Origin of the sequence: Moraxella osloensis (assembly GCF_001553955.1) — a bacterium.
GTDB classification, from domain to species: Bacteria; Pseudomonadota; Gammaproteobacteria; order Pseudomonadales; family Moraxellaceae; genus Faucicola; species Faucicola osloensis.
The window spans coordinates 502,342-522,514 of sequence record NZ_CP014234.1; the positions used below are offsets into that span (position 1 = coordinate 502,342).

The following is a 20,173-nucleotide window of genomic DNA, read 5'->3' on the forward strand; positions in this document are numbered from 1 at the left end:
AACTATGATGTCCAAAATTAGCAAGCGACCCAATAAAGCGACCAAATCCCCGCCAGTTTCTCATGTGCGTATCATTGGTGGGGAGTATCGGCGGCGTTTGGTAGCGTTTATCGATGCCGATGGGTTGCGACCGACCCCCGACCGTGTCCGAGAGACAGTATTTAACTGGCTTGCCGACGATTTAGTCAATGCCAAGGTACTAGATTGCTGTGCTGGTAGTGGGGTGCTCGGCTTTGAAGCCTTGTCGCGAGGTGCCAAGCAGTTAACTTGTATCGAGCCTAACCATGAGCAATGTAGGCAAATTAAAGCCACCCAAGCCCTGTTAGGTATTGTTGATACAAAAATTGTGACAATGGAAGCTACGATACAACATGCCTTGCCACAACTGGCAAACACCGAGCCGTTTGATGTGGTATTTATCGACCCGCCTTATCAACTAGCCTTGTGGGGGACAATTTTGCATGGGTTAATCAACCATCAGTTAATTCATCCGCAGACATTACTGTATATCGAAAGCGATCAAGATCATACACAGTTGTTGGCATCGTTCACCGCATCACTTGAGCCACTTAAATATAAAAAAATGGGGCAAATTTTTGCCGGCATTTATCAGCTCAAAGCGCTTTAATTCGAAGTGTTTTAATTCAAGGTGTTTTGATTCAAAGCCCTTAAACTTAGGCATTAAAAAACCGACTGGATTAACCCAGTCGGCAAATATAATAACCATTCACGCACAATAGCAAATCACGCCTAATAGCAAATCTACTATTAGCTCTTAACGCATATACTTACTTGTACGGTAGAAGCTGACGGACAAAAATATTTTGATGACTGTCCCTTTAAGTTGTTAGCTTCATAAAGATAGCTGACCCCCACCACCATCAAAAATGTCACCACGAGCGCTAACATAATTACCAGTACAACACTATGAATGTTGATTTTGGAGTGATGGCGCGTCATTTCTACACTATCATCGGTGCCTTTAGTATCGTTCACTTGATGGATCATAACTTATGTCCTAAAAAATTTGAAATTTAACCGATTAAATTTCATCGTGTTACTTAGCAACTATCCATATACGACATAGACCGAAAACTATGCGTGGTAGGGCTATAAAAGCAATTTACAAAGGTAATCAAATATTACATTTATCTTATGGTGATTACATTCTACAATGTATTTGTTACTAAATTATAACAATAATAAAAAATTACACAATTGTTTTATCAGAAAAATTCCTATTTGGTCATTTTTTTGCGATAAATGGTATAGTGTCATCAAACTTTTGAAAAAATATTCATCCAAACTGGTTAATAATCAATTATCTAGCTAGAATTAATTAGCTAGTTAGTTAATCCCATCCACCCCATTTTTCTGTAAGACTGAAAACAATAATGAAAAAAAATACACACAAGCAATGGCAAGCGCTGTTATCTGCCAAACCTATCTATCACGGCAATCACTTTACCCAATCCAAGACGTCAAGGACGGCATTTCATAAGGACTATGACAGGCTGGTTTTTTCGCAATCTTTTCGCCAACTGAATCAAAAAACCCAAGTGCATCCGTTAACCCATGAGATGGGTATTCATACCCGCTTAACCCATTCGCTTGAAGTGTCTTGTATTGGTCGCTCGCTGGGAATGATGAGCGCGGAGAAGCTCGGTAATGACTTGCCAAGCGGCTTTACCATGTCGGATATGGGAGTCATTGTGCAGGCAGCTTGTTTGGCGCATGACATCGGTAACCCCCCATTTGGGCATGCAGGTGAGCAGGCGATTCGAGATTGGTTTTTTCAGCCTGCACAGCGCCAATATCTGCAGCGACTTACCCCACGCCAGCAAATAGATTTATTAGCGTATGAAGGTAATGCTCAAGGTTTTCGACTGCTGACCCGTAACGAGCATCATCCCGATGCAGGCGGCATGCGCCTGACAGCGGCGACGCTGGGCGCTTTTATGAAATACCCTTATCTTTCCACCCCTATCAACCCAGTCAGCAACCCAGTCAGCGACAGTGACGCACTGCCCTCACCCTTAACGCTCAAAAAATTTGGCTGCTTTGAAAGTGAAGCGCCGTATTTACAGGATTTGGCGGCGCAGCTGCGACTACCCAAGACCCAAAGAGGTTATGCGCGGCATCCATTGGCTTATTTGCTAGAAGCCGCCGATGATATTTGTTATGCGCTGATTGATTTGGAAGATGGGATTTTACTGGGTATGTTAGCGTATCATGAAGTTGAACCACTGCTGCTCAAACTCGTCGGTAAACGGCTTGGCGTACCGCCTGAAGTCACAACCAATGCCCCTATCACCCAAAAATTAGCCGCGCTACGGGGTCGAGCAATGCGGCGATTGGTGGACAAGGTCACTGATGCCTTTGTTGCCAATCAAGCCGCCTTATTGGCAGGTGAGCTGACCGGCAGCTTATTTGACTACTGCCCCAATAACGTACGCAGTAGTATCAGTGAAGCCAAAAGCCTAGCCAATACCCGTATTTTTCAACATCCGAGCAAGGTACGCGTTGAAATCATGTCAAACCGCTGTTTACATACGCTACTTGATGCGTTTATGCCGCTGGCGTTGACGGGTGATTCAGCAGACAGTATTTCTCAGTTTGAGCAATTACGCCTGCTTAATCTATTAAATGCCCATTTAAGCAATGTTAGTCGGCAATTAGGGGATGATGTTTATCAAAATATCTTGTGTATTTTAGACATGCTGACTGGCATGAATGATCATGAAGCCTATCGGCTCGCGCAAGCGTTAAAGGGCAATTGGTCGGTGAATATTTAAACCTCATCGCTGAGCTTCAATCATCAATCGTCAATCGTCAACGATTGTATATTTGGCGTTTTCGGCTTAGAATATTTTTCCTTATTTAACCCGCTGATTGGATACCTAATGACTAGCCGTGACTTGCAAAAACGCCAAACCCGTCAAGCCTTTTTTCAATCGGTGCTTCAGTTATCGAGGTCGGGGCATGCGTTTTCGTCGATTTCACTTCGCCAGATTAGCCGCGAAGTGGGCGTAGTGCCGACGGCTTTTTATCGCCATTTTCAGGATATCGATGAGCTTGGCACCTGCTTAGTCAATGAAGAACTCGGTCACACCCTGCAAAGTCTGCGCGATCATTTGCAGCTGGGTCGCACCCGAACGCATGAAGGGCAAATTGCCTCAAGCGTGCGTTTCTTTTTGGAAAGTGTGGAGCACGCGTCATTGCACTGGCACTTTATTGTCTCTGAGCGCTATGGTGGTAACCAAGCTGTGCAACATGCACTCGATGAGCAAATCAGCTTGTTTGCGCAAATCATGACCGATGATTTGGCCATGCAGCCTGCCTTTGGACATTTAAATCAAGAAGTGCGCCTGCTGATTGCGGATATGGGCGTGAATATGTATTTTTCTTGGGTGTATAAATGGCTCAAATTTGACCCCACAGAGATACAAGGTAAACAAGAGTATCTCAATCGCTGTATCAAACAGGCGCAAGTGCTGTTTTATGGCGTCCGTAATTGGTGTCCTTAACCAAAACTTAAGCTAAAAAACAGTGAAACCAACAGACAGTGAAACCAAAAAAAGGCTGAGCATCAAATCAGCCTTTTTTATTACTATTTATTAACCCATTAATAGCGCCAGTTATAAATCAAATCGACAGAGTTATTGATGGCAGATTTAGCCTCAATGTATAAGCGTCTTGTTAATTGATAACGCATACTGAGCTCAGGCTGCGAGGTGAACACGCCTACCCCATAACGTATAAACAAGTCTGGGGTGATATACCCCGTTAGACTGACCAAGGTGTCATTGCCCGAGCCATTGGCATCTAACGTTAAACGCTGCAACCCAAACGCCCGACCAATTTGGTTGGTAAATTGGCGCGTCCCGCTTAAGCCATAACTTAACCCTGCTGCGGCAATGGTATTGTCGACGCGGTTTCTAAAGTCTTGTTCGTTGGTATTTTGACCTGAATTGTTATTTAGACTACCTGTCACCCACGCATTCATCGCCTGCTGTTCACTGAGTCCGCCATTATTAAACACGGTAATATTTGGCGCACTGGTGCTGCCTTTGACTTTGACACCCACTTGTACGCCTTGCACGTCTTTTACTGCCTCTACGTTTAGCAGTGGTTTCATCACTTCACCATTGAACCGAACTTGCGCAAAGTTTAGAGTCAAGCTTTGCCCAAATACTTCGACTTTTGAGCGGCGTGATACTTGCACCACGCCTTCTGCTTTCATGGTGCCTTGACCGCGCTGGGTAATATGCAGTGCACCCGCCAATGGTAAGCGTGCCCCAAAACCTTGGAAACTTATGCGCTCGCCGAGATCGACACCCACATCCGCGTTGATATTCCAAGGTTGGGTGACTTTTAGTACGTCATCAATCTGACCCATCAAGCGTCTATCAATCACGTTAACATCTGGGGATTTGCTCACCACATTGCCTGTGGCCTCAGGGGGGCGAATGGTGGCGCGAGGCACATCAATCACGCCGACGATATTCACGTAGCGCTGGCTAGGTTTGACAATCACATCAAAAATTGGATTAATAATGGCAGTAATTTCAGGTGGCTGACTCACTTGCAGCGCTTTACCTTGCAACTTCAGCTTGGCCTGCAGCTCATGTGTCCAGTCAACTGTACCAGTAATGGTACCTTGACCATCGCCTGCACTGGCAAAAGACCCATCAATAGAGGCTTGATTGCCTGCCACGTGCGATAACACATTAATCTTATCAAAGCGCATCGGCACGCCTGTGATGCTAAGACCGGCATCTTGTAGCTCAATATCGCCCACAAATTTGGGCTGCATTAATGAGCCGCTGATTTTACCTGCCACTAGACCGTTACCTGTCAAGCGTTCAAACGATGGGAAGAAAGGTTTAAACACCGCCAAATCAATATCTTGAAAAACAACAGTGCCTGAAATCGGTTTTGACTGTATGTAGGGATTGACGGTGGCGTCCAAATAACCATTGCCCGCGCCATTGGCTGTTTTGATATCTGCACGAAGTTTTAGCCCTTCTGCGGTTGAACGGGCGATGACACTGATACGCTCATAGGCAATGGTCGTTGGATTTTCTTCAGGGGTTTGTGCTGCGGTACCAAATACGCCGTTATCGGTAAAGAAGCTGGCATTGATACTGGGTCGTTGGTTCTTCTGCCAATGAACGAGTGCGGTGCCGTTGAGTTTTCCTGACCAAGCGATATCACGCGGCATCACCACAGAGAAAATTTGGCTATCAATTTGTTGCACGCTGACATCGACATTGCCTTGCCCATTACTGACCACAAGGTTGTTTTTTAGACACAGACTGCCGTTTTGACCCACCATTTGCCAGCAGTGTGCCGCCATTTGTACATTTAGGTTTTGCCAGCCCAATAGCATTTGGGCGGGTTGTAGCTGTTGCAGCTTGGCATATTTGGTACCAATTTGTCCATTACCGAGCAGACCCGACCACTGTTTTTTGGCAAGATCGATACGGCCTTTGAGCGTCGCTTGCACTTGTCCTTTGGTACTATCTGCTTTGACATCTAAGGTGTGATTGTCTTGGGTACCGTTAAAATACAGTTGCACAGAGCGCAGCGGTTGATTGGCGATGTTGATACCCGTTGCAGTCAATTGCAACTGACTGGGTGATTTGGCAAGATTGACCAATTTACCGGTGACTTTGGCATCGAGTACCACAAAGTTTGGCAGTGAAATGTTACGCCCGACTAAATCCACATAGATGTTAGGCAGGGCTTGGTTGTTACCTTGGGTTAAGATAATACCGCCTTTAACGATACCTTTTAGCTGCGGCATTAGCTGATTGAGTGTGCTGATATCGACACTGGTCACTAGTTGATTTTGGTTGCCATTGGCGGTGATGCGATTGCTGCCCCATTGTACCAATAGATTATTGGCTTGCAGACTTTCAACAAGACGGCGGATTTGTCCGTATTTTTGACTATTGGCACCATTTTCAATGACTTGGCGCAGCGTGCTTAGGTCTTTTGGCAAATTCAGTTTTGCGGTCAATTGACCCGTTGCCATCAAAGGTTGATTTTTTAGTCTGCCTTTGAGGTTCATATTGGCGATATGAATATACTGAGCGCCTGCCCGCCAGTAGCCATCGGTATTGATGGTGCCGGTGATTTGGCTTGGCAGACTTGGCACAAAATAGCTGGCATCAAAATTTTTCATGTCAGCACTGATATGCCAGCCGGCACCATTGGTCATATCAATGCTACCGTTGGCATTGATATAGCCTTCTCTACCTTGATGGCTAAATTGATTAATTTTAAGCTGCTTGGGTGTGCCTGCAATATCAAATTTAAACGAGCCTGCGGGTACGTTTGGCGCATTAAGGCTACCATCAAATTTGGCGGCGATATAAGATAACTTATTGCCCAGTACATCGGCACGTACTTTGCCCGCGCCTTTTAACGCTAAGTGTTTTTTGCTGTTATTAGCGCCCAATAAATCCCCTGTCATGTCAATTTGGTTGATGGTGACATCATGACGGTTCAACAAGGCTTGATTGGCTTGACGGAGCTGTTGCAGGGTGCCACTGGCAACCACATTGCCTGTTAAGTCTTGCAGCGGGATGCTATTTAAAATGCTGTGGGCATTTAAATGGTTGGTTTTGGCATTGATTTGCCAAGCTAACGGCTGATTGCCGCTGGCTAGTTTAATTTTACCATTACCTGCCAAATTACCTGCCACGCCTTGATACAGCAATTGAGTGATGTCAACTATCTGACCTGTTTTGTTGACATTGACTTGATAATTACCGCTTGGGGCTTGATTGAGCTTTAGTATATTGGCATTGACTTGCGCTTGTACACTGCTGGGTCGCTTGCCGTCTGCCGGCTGAAAAATCACCTGCGCTTTGCCATTGGGACTGTTAAGCTCGCCAATGCTCGGTAAATTGTGACGTATCAGCCGTTGCCAATTGGCATCGATAGTATAAGGTTTATGGTTGCCTTTGGCTTGTCGGATATCGGCATTGATAATTTCACCATCATCTTGGCGCAGATTTGCCCGTACTTGCATCGGCAATTTATCGGTTGCCACATCATAGACAATGCCCAGTTTGCCTGTTAAGGTCTCTGGTGCATAGGGAGCGATGTCTTTTGGCAACAACTGACGAATCTTAAAGCCATTACCCGTATTCATCAGGGCAATACGGGTGCGGTCATGCCAATCAATCGTGCCTTGACTCATCAATGTGCCTTGCGCGACTTTAGCGGTGAGGTATTCGATGCTAAGTTTTTGATTGGCAATCACGCCGCGGCCTTGATAATGCCCATCGGGGATATCTTTGGCAGTCAAATCAGCATTGATACGCAGCTGTATATTATTGGTCACCCCTGTCGCGGTCGCTAGTCCATTTTTTAGATGGATGTTTTGACTGGTGGCATAGGGTAATAACACATCTTTCCATTCAAGTTTGGCATTAAATGGCGCGTTTTTATCCATCGGCTGCGCTGTTACATGCCCAGTAACATCCGATTTATTGTATTTACTTTTTATATCCGCGGTCAAAAATTTCAAACTGCCTGTGGCATGGGTATCAAGCGCATCGACATACACTTTTGACAGCGAATTGACAATAACCAATCCTGTCACATCCAGCGGATAATCCTGCTGTAGGTCAATTTTGCCTTTGACTTTATCGACGCTTAATAAATTGTTATACGCCAATTTGCCTTCGTCAACCGTGATTTGGGTATCATACCAAGTAAACTTTTGGATATGCGCTTGTTTAAAATCGATGGGGTCGCGGGTCACTTGCTGATAGCGCACTAAATTTGCTTTTACGTCATCTAAGGTTAAGTTAACAGGCAGTGCAATACGTGGGTAATCAAAGGGTTTGTTGGTTGGCGGCTTTTTGTAGATGATGACCATGCGATTGATGTTGGCTTCACGCAGATGCACTTGTTTATTGATAAGGGCGCGCCAGCCAATTTTTACATAGGCTTTATCAACGGTGACTTCGACATAATTTTTTGGCGGTTTATCAGGAATTTTAAGATCATATATCCAGATACCATCACGAAGATTGCCTTTACCATATTTTAGGCTGATACCTGTTTCTTGAACGATGGCATTGATAAGTAACCGTGTACCCCACGGGGTGCCGACGGCATAATAAGCCCCTAACAATATTACAATCAAAATAACGACTAACACCATCACAATTTTGGTGACAAAACCCTGCCGATACCAGTGTCGAAGCCAACCCGCCTCTTCTTTTGCAGGTTTTGCTGGGTCTAAATCATCACTGGTTGCCGTATCCGCATGGTTAGCGTTTAAATCTTCACCGTTTGGATTTTCAGTGTCTAGTTTAGCGTCTAGGTCATTATCTACCAACGATTTATCGTCAGGCTTGGTGCCATCTTCGGGCAATGAGTCGTGGTTATTATCATCTTTCATTAATATCGCAAATCAATCGTTGGCTCACTACAAAAACACAGGTTCTATGCGCTATATATGGGCGGCATATTGGATAAACCTTACATACTAGCAAAGTTTTATCCAAAAATCTTAACTAAAAACCTTGCACAAAATAACGCAGTGTTTTTTAGCCAAATTATTATAGCGGTGAACCGATAAAGAAATGTAAACGGACATCGTTGTTATCCCCGGTCAGACCTTTTGCCACATCGAGTCGTACCAAGCCTATCGGTGATTGCCAGCGGATACCTGTACCGATACTGACCGCCGTTGTGTTATCATATTCGCCAGTCGTATCATACGCATTACCAAAATCGGTAAACACAGCGCCACGAAAACTCGGTCTAAACTCATAGTTATACTCTGCCGACCCTACTGCTAACGCATCACCGCCGACTAAGAAATTTTCGCCGCCATAGGTCGGTGCTAAACTATCGGTGTTGTAGCCGCGGATACTAGAATCACCGCCTGCAAAAAAGCGTGAACGGTAAGGCACATCATAAAAATCACCGCTATATAGATAGCCCAAATCCAGTCGCCCAATCACTTGTTGTTTGTTATCTTTGCCAAAAGTATACATCCCCGTACCACCTGCGCGTAGAATGGCCATATTGGTGTCACTCAGTGCCCCTTTAGCACCGACTTCAAGCGAATAACGTTGGCTATAACCCCACGTTGGCGTCAGCATATTGTCTGCTACCGTTTTATTGATTGCATAACCCGCTAACAAGGCTTGTTGGGTATAATCCGATGCATAGTTGTTAAAAGGATAAGGCAAACTATCGGTGCTATATTTTTCAGGGTCGACGGTCAATTTATCGCCACGGTAGCGCAGTGAATAGGTGCGATTCCAACCACTATCATGATAAATATTGCGGGCGATACTGGCATAGATAGTGTCTGCCTCAAAGGTATTGACTAGGTCATCAACTTCTTTGTGCTGATAGCCGACTGTGCCTGTTAGTTTATCGTTGAGGGGATGCTTGTAGGGCAAGCTGGCATTAAATTCCACCGCTTGATCGACTTTAGATAACGCCACTGATGCCCCAGTCTGCAGACCACTTCGGTTAACCAAGTTGTTTTGATATTTACCGGTCAAGCGCACGCCTACGTCAGTTTCATAACCCAAACCCACCTGTGCCTCATGCGGCTTGGTGGCATTGAGTACCACATAGGTTGGGATTTGCTTTGTTTCATACACTTGTCGTGGCGTGAGCTTTGGTATGACTTGGTCTTCTCGTGGTTTGATGGGTAAGTCTTTGTCTTTATCCAGTTTTTTTGCCGTTTTACTGACCGCATTGGCAATGACCACCAGCGGATTTTTACTTTTATTTTCAGCCTCGGGTGATAACTCCATATCTTCGGGTGCGGTCAATAAGTTTTTGGCTTTTCTGCTGATGGCATTGAGACGTTGTTCGGTCGAGTCATCGACCTCAAATTGAATCGGCGCGATGTCATTGGGGTCTTGCACCTGATTGATCGTTTTTTGCGTTGTACTATCGACAGTACCTGCAGATTGAAGTTCAGATGAGTTGCTTTGAGTTGAGTTGCTTTGAGATGCGAGACTCTGATCAGTTGAATTGGCGGATAAAATACCGGCGGCTGTATTAGAAGTGTCCGCGATATTGTCGGCTGTGGTACTGCTGCCGCTCGCAGTGCTGAGCGTCGCCGAGCCAGATTGTTCAAATGCGATATCGCTTGCCGCTTCGTCCGATGGCATGATGACATCCACATCCACCCCATTAAAATAACGGGTGGCGGTCAAGTTGTTGGTAAATTCGCTGACAAAGGGTTGATAGTAGGCATCGCCTTTTTGGTACGTCATTAATGCTTTGAGCAGCTTTGGTTTTAAAGGCAGTTTATCGGGATCATCGGTCAAATTGCCTTGTTTATCAATGTTATATATCTTCACATCATCAAAATGATAGCGAGTTTTTGTGTCATAAATTAGGTCAACATCGGCGGTATTGTCCGGCAAAATAATATCTACTGAACTGTTGAGCCATTTGGCATCGAAGTAACCATTGGTCTGCGCGACGCCTTCAATCGTCGCCTTTGCGGCTTTATAGATACCATGACTGAACACATCCCCTTCTTTGGGTGGGATTTCTTTCTCAATCACAGGATACACCGGCAGCGCGTTATCGCCTTTTCCGCCTTCACCACGGATATCAATGATGCGATTTTGCACGATGACGGGTTTGCCGACCTCTAAGCTGACTTGGATATTGTCTTTGCCCAAATGCTTAAAGGCGATTTTAGTGTCATAAAAACCCACCGCCTCTGCTGCATCTTTGGCAATTTGGCGTAATTTGTTCACACTGGCATTAAAATCCGACACCGATTCGACGGTCACTTTTTCCAATGCCGCTTTGATATTGCGCGCAGGCTCAAGTTTGGCATCTGCATTGGCAAAGCTGATATCAATATAGTTGAGCCCTTCCCCGCGACCAATGATTTTGTTCTTCAAGCGCGCCATGATGCCTTGCGACTCTGCGGTCACGGTTGAGTTGGCTTGTGGGGTGGTCAATGCCGCTGTTTGCTGTTGATAGGCGGGCAAGTAATCATTGGGATTGATGGTGTCGGTGGATTTGATATTACTGGCATCATTAGCGACGCCTTGATTACTAGGATTTTGATTAGCAATATTTTGGTTAGCGATATTTTGATTAGATAAATTGGTTTGCTCGCTCACTTTTTGATTAATCGCGTCGAAATTCTGTTTTTCGGTTGTTAGCTGCTCAGTGACTTGTGCTTGTGCTTGGGATTGTGATTGGGTATTCACGCTTGCAGGCTTGCTATTGTTGACTTGATTGGCAACCGACTGCGGCGTTGTTTGGTCTAATGCTTTACTGTAGCCGACACTAGGTTGGTTTTGTTTCAACGTCGCCACAGGTTGGTTGAAATTATTAAAGTCTGCCAAGGTCTGATTATCGAGTTGTTGACCAATTTTATCTTCAACGCGCTGCTGATTGAGTTGATACAGATAAGGCTGAGCAGTGTTGGCATCGGTTGTGATACTATCTTGCGCAGCTGCCGCAGGTGTGGCATTTTGCGTTGCCGTGGTGCCCTTGTTGTCATTGGCAGTGGTCTGCGCTACGCTGTTAGTGGTTAGCGTGCTATTCGTTGCTGAGCTGTTAGCTAAAGTATTAAATGAGCTGTTAGCTGAACTACTAACAGTAGCTGGCATTGCTGGCGTTTGTGCCCCCCAAGCAGGCACCACACTCACACTAACCAAGGTAATTGCCAAACGTATGGGGGTCAAGCGAAACAGCGAATGATTTGATACGCTAGAATGGGTGGGGCTTTGACATGGATTTGACGGACAAGGATTGGACGATAGTGGACAGATGTCATGAAAAAAACTGAACGGGTTATCGGTCAATGCGGTTGACTGACGATAGGGTAGCAAATTTATTGGTTTCATGATAAAAATCAAATCCTTGAGCGAGCACTAGGCGATTTTAGCATAAACATTTTACTAACCAAACATTTTCGCAACCCTTTGTAAAATATTTGTTAAGATAGGCATCATCAGACATTTCTAGGATTGCTCATGAGTACCCAATTTGCGCTTTTTAAATACAAACGGTTTAGTGCCATGTTTGCCACCCAGTTTTTAGGGGCATTTAATGACAATGTATTTAAGCAAGGTTTGATTCTGGTACTGACCTTTATGGCAGCGGAAAAATTGGGGATGCGTGTTAGTTTGCTCAACAATCTAGCGGCGATGCTGTTTGTATTGCCGTTTTTTTTGTTTTCCGCCTTGGCGGGGCAAATCGCTGATAAATATGAAAAATCTTGGCTGACAAGGCTGATTAAAATCCTTGAAATCGTCATCATGGTAGTTGCCGCATTTGGGTTTGTGTTTGAGATTTATCCGCTATTATTTGTTGCGTTATTTTTGATGGGCACCCATTCGGCGTTTTTTGGTCCTATTAAATATGCTTATCTACCCCAAGCCATGACCACCGATGAGCTAGTCGGTGCCAATGGGCTATTTCAAATGGGCACGTCACTGGCTATTTTGACAGGGATGATGCTAGCTGGCGTATTAATGAAGCTTGACAGTCCGCTATTTTGGATATCTGGGGTGACGGTTTTTGTGGCGATTATGGGCTACCTGGCTTCTCGGTTTATTCCCGTCATGACTGCGCCGCAGCCTGATTTGACCATCGACTGGAATATCTTTCGTACTAGCTGGCAAACCATTGCCAATCTATATCGTTTGCCGATTATGTGGTTTACCATTTTGGGTAATAGTTGGTTTTGGTTTTATGGTGCTACGTTTTTGACCCAAGTACCAGAATTTAGCAAGTCTATTTTGCTAGGCGATGAAAGCGTGGTGATATTTTTATTGACGCTGTTTTCTGTCGGTACGGCGCTCGGCTCACTGTTATGTAAAACGTTGACCAAAAACCAAGTGAGTTTAAAGCTATTGCCATTTGGGATTGCAGGATTGACGATTTTTGCGATTGACTTGTATTTCACGCTCTCAGCGATGCATTTGCCGCCACTCGCCAACAACGCGCACTATAGTATCGGCATGATTTTTGCCACGCCGGGTGCTATGCGTGTGTTTGTCGATTTGTTTTTATTGGGTTTTTCAGGCGGTATTTATATTGTGCCTTTATACGCTTACATGCAAGCTTATTCACCGGAAACAAGCCGTGCTCGCATTATCGGTGCCAACAATATTTTAAATTCGGTATTTATGGTAGGTTCGGCGATTTTTTCGATTGTTTGTTTGACGCTATTTAACGTGAGCCTACCGATGCTATTTGCGATTGTCGGGGTGATAAATTTGGTCATAGGTATTTGGCTATTTTTAAAACTAAAAAAATATAGCCCTGCCAAGCCCATTATGACCCATGAATAACACCCTATCGCCCTATTCAATCAACCTATCACCCTATTTAATCGCCCCGTTAAATAGTCAGTACAAATCGTTAGGAATGCTAGGCAATGGATGGCTGGCAAGTAATGGATAAACAAGGGGTTTTGCGCCATTTTTTCATTTGAGTCCAAAATGTTGCTATTTGTTATCGTTTGGCAAAGAAACGTTGTTGTTAACTCCAGTTACTTTGTAAGTGGTTAAAAGTTAGTTACTATACCCTGACTTGTTGTAATTTTTTTTGTATCACTTGCTAGGAATGACGGTTATGTTTGCCACTTATAAAACACTCTGCACGCCCAAACTGGTAAAACTCAGTGCGATAGCCTGTACGGCGGTGTTGATGACCGCTTGTGCTTCACAGAAGATCGCGACCGTGGATAAGCGCCCTGTGTATGTACGGGGTGTCCCCAACTATTATATAGTTAGAAACGGCGATACTTTAAGCAAAATCGCCACCACTTATGGACTAGATTATCGTCGGGTTGGCGCGCTCAATGGGCTCGATAGCAACTATACCATTTATCCAGGGCAACGCTTGATTTTAACCTCAGCAAGTAGTCCCACTTCTTATCGCCCAACGACCATTCGCCCTGTGACGGTCAACCAATCATCCCGCCCGTCTAACCCGACTTATTACCCACCTAGACAAGCCAATAATTCATCAACCCCGTTACCGATGCCAAACCAAGTCATCGTGCCAACCAGCAGCTTGTCACAAGGTTGGTTACGTCCTACCACTGGCAATCTATTGCGACCATTTAACCAGCAAACAGGTACGCTGGGTATGTGGTTTGGCGGACAAGCAGGCGCAAATGTTGTCGCCAGCCAGCCAGGTACAGTGCTGTATGTCGGTAGTGATTTGCCAGAATATGGCAAATTGATACTGATTCAGCACAACAGCGACTACATTAGTGCCTATGCGCATCTGGGAAGTTTTGCGGTACAAGAGCGCCAAACGGTGCAAGCAGGTCAAACTATCGGTACCGTTGGGACGGACAATAATTTGAATCAACCTGCTGTAGAGTTCCAAATCCGTTATCGTGGCACGCCAGTCAATCCTGCCAGTTATTTAAAATAATCAAGCAGCTATTTAAAATAATCGCAATAAAAAAGCCAATCTATAACGATTGGCTTTTTTTGTGAGGGTAATTATCGTTAAGGATGATTAAAGGGCAATCGCGGTCGCCATGTTATTGGCATAATCAATGGCATGATACAAGCTATCGGTACTCGCTTTGCCTGTGCCTGACAAATCAAGCGCCGTGCCATGATCGACCGAGGTGCGAATATAAGGCAAGCCTAAAGTGATATTCACCGTTTCGCCAAACCCATGTGATTTGAGCGGTGCCAGTCCCTGATCGTGATACATAGCGATAATGGCATCGGCAGTGGCGATATGCTTTTGGGTAAACAAAGTATCAGCTGGCATCGCCAAACTAATATCGATACCTTGATCGCGATAGTGCTGTAACACAGGATTGATGATGTCAATTTCTTCTCTGCCGAGATAGCCGCTTTCCCCAGCATGAGGGTTGAGTCCACAGACCAATATTTTTGGCTGAGACAGACCAAATTTTTGCTGACAATCATGAATGACAATATCGACGGTTTTTGCCACTTCTTCGTGGGAAATCGCATCGGCGACCGCTCGCAGCGGCAAATGGGTGGTGACTAATGCCACTTTCATCAGGCTATTGGCGAGCATCATCACCACTTTATCCAGACCCGACTGCTGCATAAAAAATTCGGTATGCCCCATAAAATCTGGCAACACAGTCATAATCACCGATTTTTGCAGTGGCGCCGTGACAATTGCAGCGACTTGTTTGCTGATGGCGAGCTTATGCGCCAGTTGCAGCTGTGCGATGACCATTTGTGCGTTATGGGGATTTAGCTGCCCTGCTACCACAGGTTGTGCTGCCGGTACATCCACCACCAAAATAGTGTCATGCGCTGATGGTTGCGCAATTTGCGGTAAATCTTTTAACTCATGTAACTGATGCGTCGCTAACTGTTGAATCAATAATCCGTATTTTACCGCGCCCTTTTGTTTAAGCTCACTATACCTTTCTTGTAGCGCGTTGATATCCGCCAATACAATGACAGCGCGATTGGGCAGGTTTAATTGCTGTCTGTCGGCAAGCATCAGTATGATATCCATCCCAATACCCGCAGGTTCGCCCGAGGTAATCACTAAGGGAAGACTTTGAACGGTCATTTTTATACCTTTTGATAAACACTGATAAAGCTATCAGTTAGTATTTTTTAAATTCATTACCACATGTGGCGCATTGTTAACTTGGTAAAATAGTTTCATGCTCATGAGTTTAACTAAAACCCTGATTACACAGATGATTGTTAGCGATTACCAATGGTTTGATTAAATGAAATCTAATTATTTGGGTAATATTAAGTAACTATTGTATGCCCAGTGATTTTGCTATTATTAACTTAATTTAAATCAGTGTATAATAGCACTACACTTTACTGTCAATCCTGTATTTTACTGTTGTTATCAATGGAGTCCTTATGGCTACCTACGAACATATTAACCAAAAAGTTGAAAAAATGTACCAGCAATCTGAAGATTTTTCAGTTCGCGTACCACAAGTCATGCAGCGCCGCATCTATATGATGGCAAAACAAAACCCCCTCAACAATGCCAAAGAGATGAAAGAAATGGAACGTATGGTGACTGAAAAACCCATCGCATTTTTTGAATCTTGGACGCAAATGGCTTGGCAAGCGCTCGTTGCCCAGCAAAATATTGGGCAATTAATGTTTTCAAACTGTATGAAATTAAGCGTGGGTCAACCGATTTCATTGGAAAACTTCTTTTATGCTGTCAACCAAGAAGCCCTGCATGTACTGGAAAAAGGGATGCACCCTATCTATAGCCGCGTGGCAGCCAATGCCAAACGTTTAAGCTAAGCTTTACTTTTTGCAGCCACACCCAATAATTTTTTTATTGGGTTTTTTATTTTTATAGGTTTTAGGTCAAAAAAACTGGTACGCCCAGCGGGACTTGAACCCACGTCGGTCGCTTAGGAGGCAACTGCTCTATCCAGTTAAGCTATAGGCGTAAAGGGTTCTTATTTTAGCATATTAAATGGTAAATGCTTAGCGTCCGCTGATACTTTTTAAGCGTTTTATTGCTGATTTTGTAGGTTCGCAGTTTGGCAATTCATAGTATAATAGCGGGCTAAAGACGAACCGCAATAAAGGCAATCCATGGCATTTGTACACTTTGGTATTCACACCGAATTTTCTATCACTGACTCGATTGTACGCATCAAAGCGCTGGTCAAAGCTGCCAAAGCCGACAACCAACTGGCGCTTGCCATTAGCGATTTATCCAACCTGTATGCCACGGTCAAATTTTATAAAGCTTGCTTGGATGCTGGTATCAAGCCAATTATTGGCTCTGAAGTCTGGCTTGAAAATGATAATACGACAGTAACGCTACTTGCCAGCAACCAAATCGGCTACAAGAATTTGACCAATATCGTGTCAAAAGGCTTTGTCGATGGTCAAGTCATGGGCAAACCGATTATTCAGCGTGACTGGATTTTTGAGCGCAGTGAAGGGGTGATTGTGCTGTTCACCGAAAAATCAGACGTCGGTCAAGCCATGTTATCAGCTCACCCAGAAAAAGCCGATAGCCTACTACAACAATGGCAAACCCCATTTGCCGATCGTGTCTATTTTGCCATTAAACGCACCAAGCGCGCCAACGAAGACCGTTTTATCGAGCAAGCCATTCGCATGTCAAATGCCTTTGATGTGCCTATCATTGCCCATAATGACGTGCGTTTTTTAACAGAAGATGATTTTGAAGCGCATGAAGCACGGGTGTGTATCGCCAATTCGCAAGTGCTTGCCGATCCCAATCGCCCACGTGATTATTCCTCTGAGCAGTATTTAAAAACCCAAGATGAAATGGCTACCCTGTTTAGTGATATGCCAGCGGTGATTGACAACACCTTGGATTTGGCAAAACGCTGTAACGTCATCATTCCTATGGGTCATCACGATTTACCTGAATTCCCCATTCCCGAAGGCGATACCATTGAAACTTTTTTCCGACGCACCGCCCAAGAAGGTCTAGAAAAACGCCTTGAAAAACTCTATCCCATCGAAAAACGCGACGACAGTTGGGCCGAAAAACGCAAGCCGTATGATGAGCGTTTGGCGTTTGAACTCACGACAATTTTGAATATGGGTTTCCCCGGTTATTTCTTAATCGTGATGGACTTTATCCGTTGGTCAAAAGCCAATGATGTGCCTGTAGGTCCTGGTCGTGGCTCAGGCGCGGGGTCATTAGTGGCGTATTCGCTCAATATCACCGACTTAGACCCGCTAGAATACGACCTACTGTTTGAACGGTTCTTAAACCCTGAACGGGTATCCATGCCAGACTTTGACGTCGATTTTTGTATCGAAGGGCGCGACCGCGTCATTGATTATGTGGCGCAAAAATACGGACGAGAAGCAGTATCGCAAATCATCACCTTTGGTACGATGGCGGCAAAAGCGGTGGTGCGTGATGTCGCGCGCGTTCAAGGTAAATCATACGGTCTTGCTGATAAAATCTCCAAACTTATCCCCAAAACCCCAGGCATTACGCTCGCTGAAGCGGTTGAAGCCGAACCGCAGCTCAAAGATTTGCTTAACAATCCTGACAATATGGATTATGAAGATGCCAATGAGATTTGGGAAATGGCGGTACGGCTCGAAGGGATTACCCGGGGCGTTGGTAAACATGCCGGGGGCGTACTTATCGCGCCGACTAAAATCACCGATTATAGCGCCATCTATTGTGATGAAGAGGGTCATCCCGTCAGTCAGTTTGATAAAGACGATGTGGAAGCAGTTGGCTTGGTAAAATTTGACTTTTTGGGTCTGCGCAATTTAACGGTGATTAATGCGGCAGTTAAAAACATCAATGCACGCCGCGCTAAAGAACAACAGCCCCCGCTTGATCTTGAGACGTTACCCTTAGACGATAAGCCCACCTACACGCTGCTACAAAATGCTCATACCACCGCTGTATTCCAGCTTGAAAGTACCGGCATGAAAAAATATTTGGCCAAGCTTAAACCGACCAATATTGAAGACGTCATCGCCATGTGTGCGCTGTACCGCCCAGGTCCACTCGATGCCGGAATGGTCGATATGTACATTGACCGTAAACACGGCCGCGAAGAGGTCATCTATGACCATGACCGACTTGAGCCGATACTGGAAAATACCTATGGGGTAATTGTCTATCAAGAACAGGTGATGCAAATCTCGCAAGCGATGGCAGGCTATAGTCTAGGCGGTGCCGATATGCTACGCCGCGCGATGGGTAAGAAAAAACCCGAAGAAATGGCAAAACAGCGCAGTATTTTTGTTGAAGGGGCGATTGATCAAGGCATCGATGATAAACTTGCCGGCGGCGTGTTTGATTTGATGGAAAAATTTGCCGGCTACGGGTTTAACAAATCACACTCAGCCGCATACGGTGTGTTAGCCTATCAAACTGCCTATTTAAAACACTACTACCCTGCCGAATTTATGGCGGCGGTCATCACCTCGGACATGAATAATACCGATGGCGTGGTGTTTTTTATCAATGATTGCCGCGAAAATTTTGGTTTAAAAGTAGAAAACCCCAGCGTTAACCACTCCAATTGGGCGTTTGTGCCGATTAACCCGACGACCATTGTGTATGGCTTAGGCGGCATTAAAGGTGTCGGAGAAGGTGCTGTAGAGTCTATCGTGGAAGCGCGAAACGCGGGCGGTGAGTTTACCGATTTGTATGATTTTTGCCGCCGTGTTGACACGCGAAAAGTCAATAAACGCACCCTTGAAGCATTGGTGAAAGCAGGCTGTTTTGATAGTTTTGCGCCAAAATTACGACCTGATTTGGCTGCGGATGAAGCTTATCACATTCGTGGCGCGTTACTTGCCGAATTGCCAAAAGCGGTACAAGCAGCCGAGCAACAGCGTAGCAATGACAGCCTAGGGATGATTGATTTATTTAGCGATATACAAGAAGTTACTGCGCCGCCCCCATTGCCCCGTGAGCCTGTCTGGACAGATGCTGAACGCTTAAAAGGTGAAAAAGATACGCTAGGACTTTATCTGACCGGTCACCCGATTGATAGTTATCGCGATGAGTTAAAACGCTATACGCCAAAGACATTGGGCGATTTAAGCGAAACCAGCTATGGCGAAACCGTATTTTTTGCAGGCTTGATACTCGATGTGGCAAACTTTGGTAATCGCTCAGTGATTACCTTAGATGACGGTACAGGTCGTATCGAAGTGAGTTGTTATGCCGAGCGCTTTGCCCGCGTCAAAGACAAGCTTAAAGTGGAAACCGTGGTGATCATCGACGGCTCTATTCGTGAACGCGATGGCACGTTTTATGCCAGCCTACAAGAGGTAATGACCTTAACCGATGCGCGCAAACGCTGGCTCAAAAAAATCAGCATCAAAATTGCAGGTCATGATATGGCATTATTTGAACAAATACAGCAATTGTTAGCGACCGCCAATAACTCAACAATTCACTATTTATCGCATCAGTTGAATCACCCTGCCGACAATGCCCAATTTGCGGACAGTCAGCCCGCCAATGCATTGGCTCAATCGGGTCAATTAGGGGTACCGATTAACCTATGTGTGTATAACGACTATGCGATTGCCCATCTTAATATGCCAACGCATTGGCAAATTGTGCCGACAGAAGAGAATTTTGGCAAACTCAAAAGCTTGGTCAATGAGGAAGATTTGCATTTACATTTTAGTTAGCGTCTGATTTTGGTGAATTTGGTCGATAA

The 20,173-nt window shown here is 45.0% G+C and carries 10 protein-coding genes and 1 tRNA gene; 7 read left to right on the forward strand and 4 right to left on the reverse strand.

The features are described 5' to 3' along the window. The first annotated feature begins 4 nt into the window (after positions 1 to 4). The 3 genes from rsmD to AXE82_RS02215 all read left to right on the forward strand — a co-directional run bounded on the left by rsmD (position 5) and on the right by AXE82_RS02215 (position 3,527). Positions 5 to 628: a 16S rRNA (guanine(966)-N(2))-methyltransferase RsmD gene (gene rsmD / locus AXE82_RS02200; RefSeq protein WP_065252173.1), complete on the forward strand. Its 624-nt coding sequence runs from the start codon at positions 5 to 7 to the stop codon at positions 626 to 628. Positions 629 to 1,394: 766 nt separating this feature from the next. Continuing rightward, positions 1,395 to 2,795, forward strand: a complete 1,401-nt coding sequence (locus AXE82_RS02210; protein ID WP_062330881.1) for a deoxyguanosinetriphosphate triphosphohydrolase — start codon at positions 1,395 to 1,397, stop codon at positions 2,793 to 2,795. A 108-nt stretch (positions 2,796 to 2,903) separates the two neighbouring features. Beyond that, the gene (locus tag AXE82_RS02215) at positions 2,904 to 3,527 is read left to right on the forward strand and encodes a TetR family transcriptional regulator (protein WP_062330883.1); all 624 of its coding nucleotides are present in this window, start codon (positions 2,904 to 2,906) and stop codon (positions 3,525 to 3,527) included. Positions 3,528 to 3,625: 98 nt separating this feature from the next. Here AXE82_RS02215 and AXE82_RS02220 read toward each other — a convergent pair whose 3' ends face one another. Both AXE82_RS02220 and AXE82_RS02225 read right to left on the reverse strand, forming a co-directional pair. Further along, a complete protein-coding gene (locus tag AXE82_RS02220) occupies positions 3,626 to 8,425 on the reverse strand; it encodes a translocation/assembly module TamB domain-containing protein (protein WP_062330886.1) in 4,800 nt (1,599 codons plus the stop codon). A 160-nt stretch (positions 8,426 to 8,585) separates the two neighbouring features. After that, complete coding sequence (locus tag AXE82_RS02225) at positions 8,586 to 11,873, reverse strand: BamA/TamA family outer membrane protein (protein ID WP_062330889.1); 3,288 nt, start codon at positions 11,871 to 11,873, stop codon at positions 8,586 to 8,588. Positions 11,874 to 12,002: 129 nt separating this feature from the next. Here AXE82_RS02225 and AXE82_RS02230 point away from each other — a divergent pair, with 129 nt between their 5' ends. Beyond that, positions 12,003 to 13,325: an MFS transporter gene (locus tag AXE82_RS02230; protein ID WP_062330892.1), complete on the forward strand. Its 1,323-nt coding sequence runs from the start codon at positions 12,003 to 12,005 to the stop codon at positions 13,323 to 13,325. A 283-nt stretch (positions 13,326 to 13,608) separates the two neighbouring features. After that, a complete protein-coding gene (locus tag AXE82_RS02235; protein ID WP_062330896.1) occupies positions 13,609 to 14,421 on the forward strand; it encodes a M23 family metallopeptidase in 813 nt (270 codons plus the stop codon). A gap of 87 nt (positions 14,422 to 14,508) precedes the next feature. Here AXE82_RS02235 and pdxA read toward each other — a convergent pair whose 3' ends face one another. Further along, positions 14,509 to 15,561 (reverse strand): 4-hydroxythreonine-4-phosphate dehydrogenase PdxA, encoded by a 1,053-nt coding sequence (gene pdxA, locus AXE82_RS02240; protein ID WP_062330899.1) that lies wholly within the window; start codon positions 15,559 to 15,561, stop codon positions 14,509 to 14,511. Between the two features lie 311 nt (positions 15,562 to 15,872). Here pdxA and AXE82_RS02245 point away from each other — a divergent pair, with 311 nt between their 5' ends. Then, positions 15,873 to 16,274, forward strand: a complete 402-nt coding sequence (locus AXE82_RS02245; protein WP_062330902.1) for a hypothetical protein — start codon at positions 15,873 to 15,875, stop codon at positions 16,272 to 16,274. Positions 16,275 to 16,350: 76 nt separating this feature from the next. Here AXE82_RS02245 and AXE82_RS02250 read toward each other — a convergent pair. Then, positions 16,351 to 16,426, reverse strand: a tRNA-Arg gene (locus AXE82_RS02250). A 148-nt stretch (positions 16,427 to 16,574) separates the two neighbouring features. Between AXE82_RS02250 and dnaE the strand changes: the two genes are divergently transcribed. Then, a complete protein-coding gene (gene dnaE, locus AXE82_RS02255; RefSeq protein WP_062330905.1) occupies positions 16,575 to 20,144 on the forward strand; it encodes a DNA polymerase III subunit alpha in 3,570 nt (1,189 codons plus the stop codon). The last annotated feature ends 29 nt before the right edge of the window (positions 20,145 to 20,173 follow it).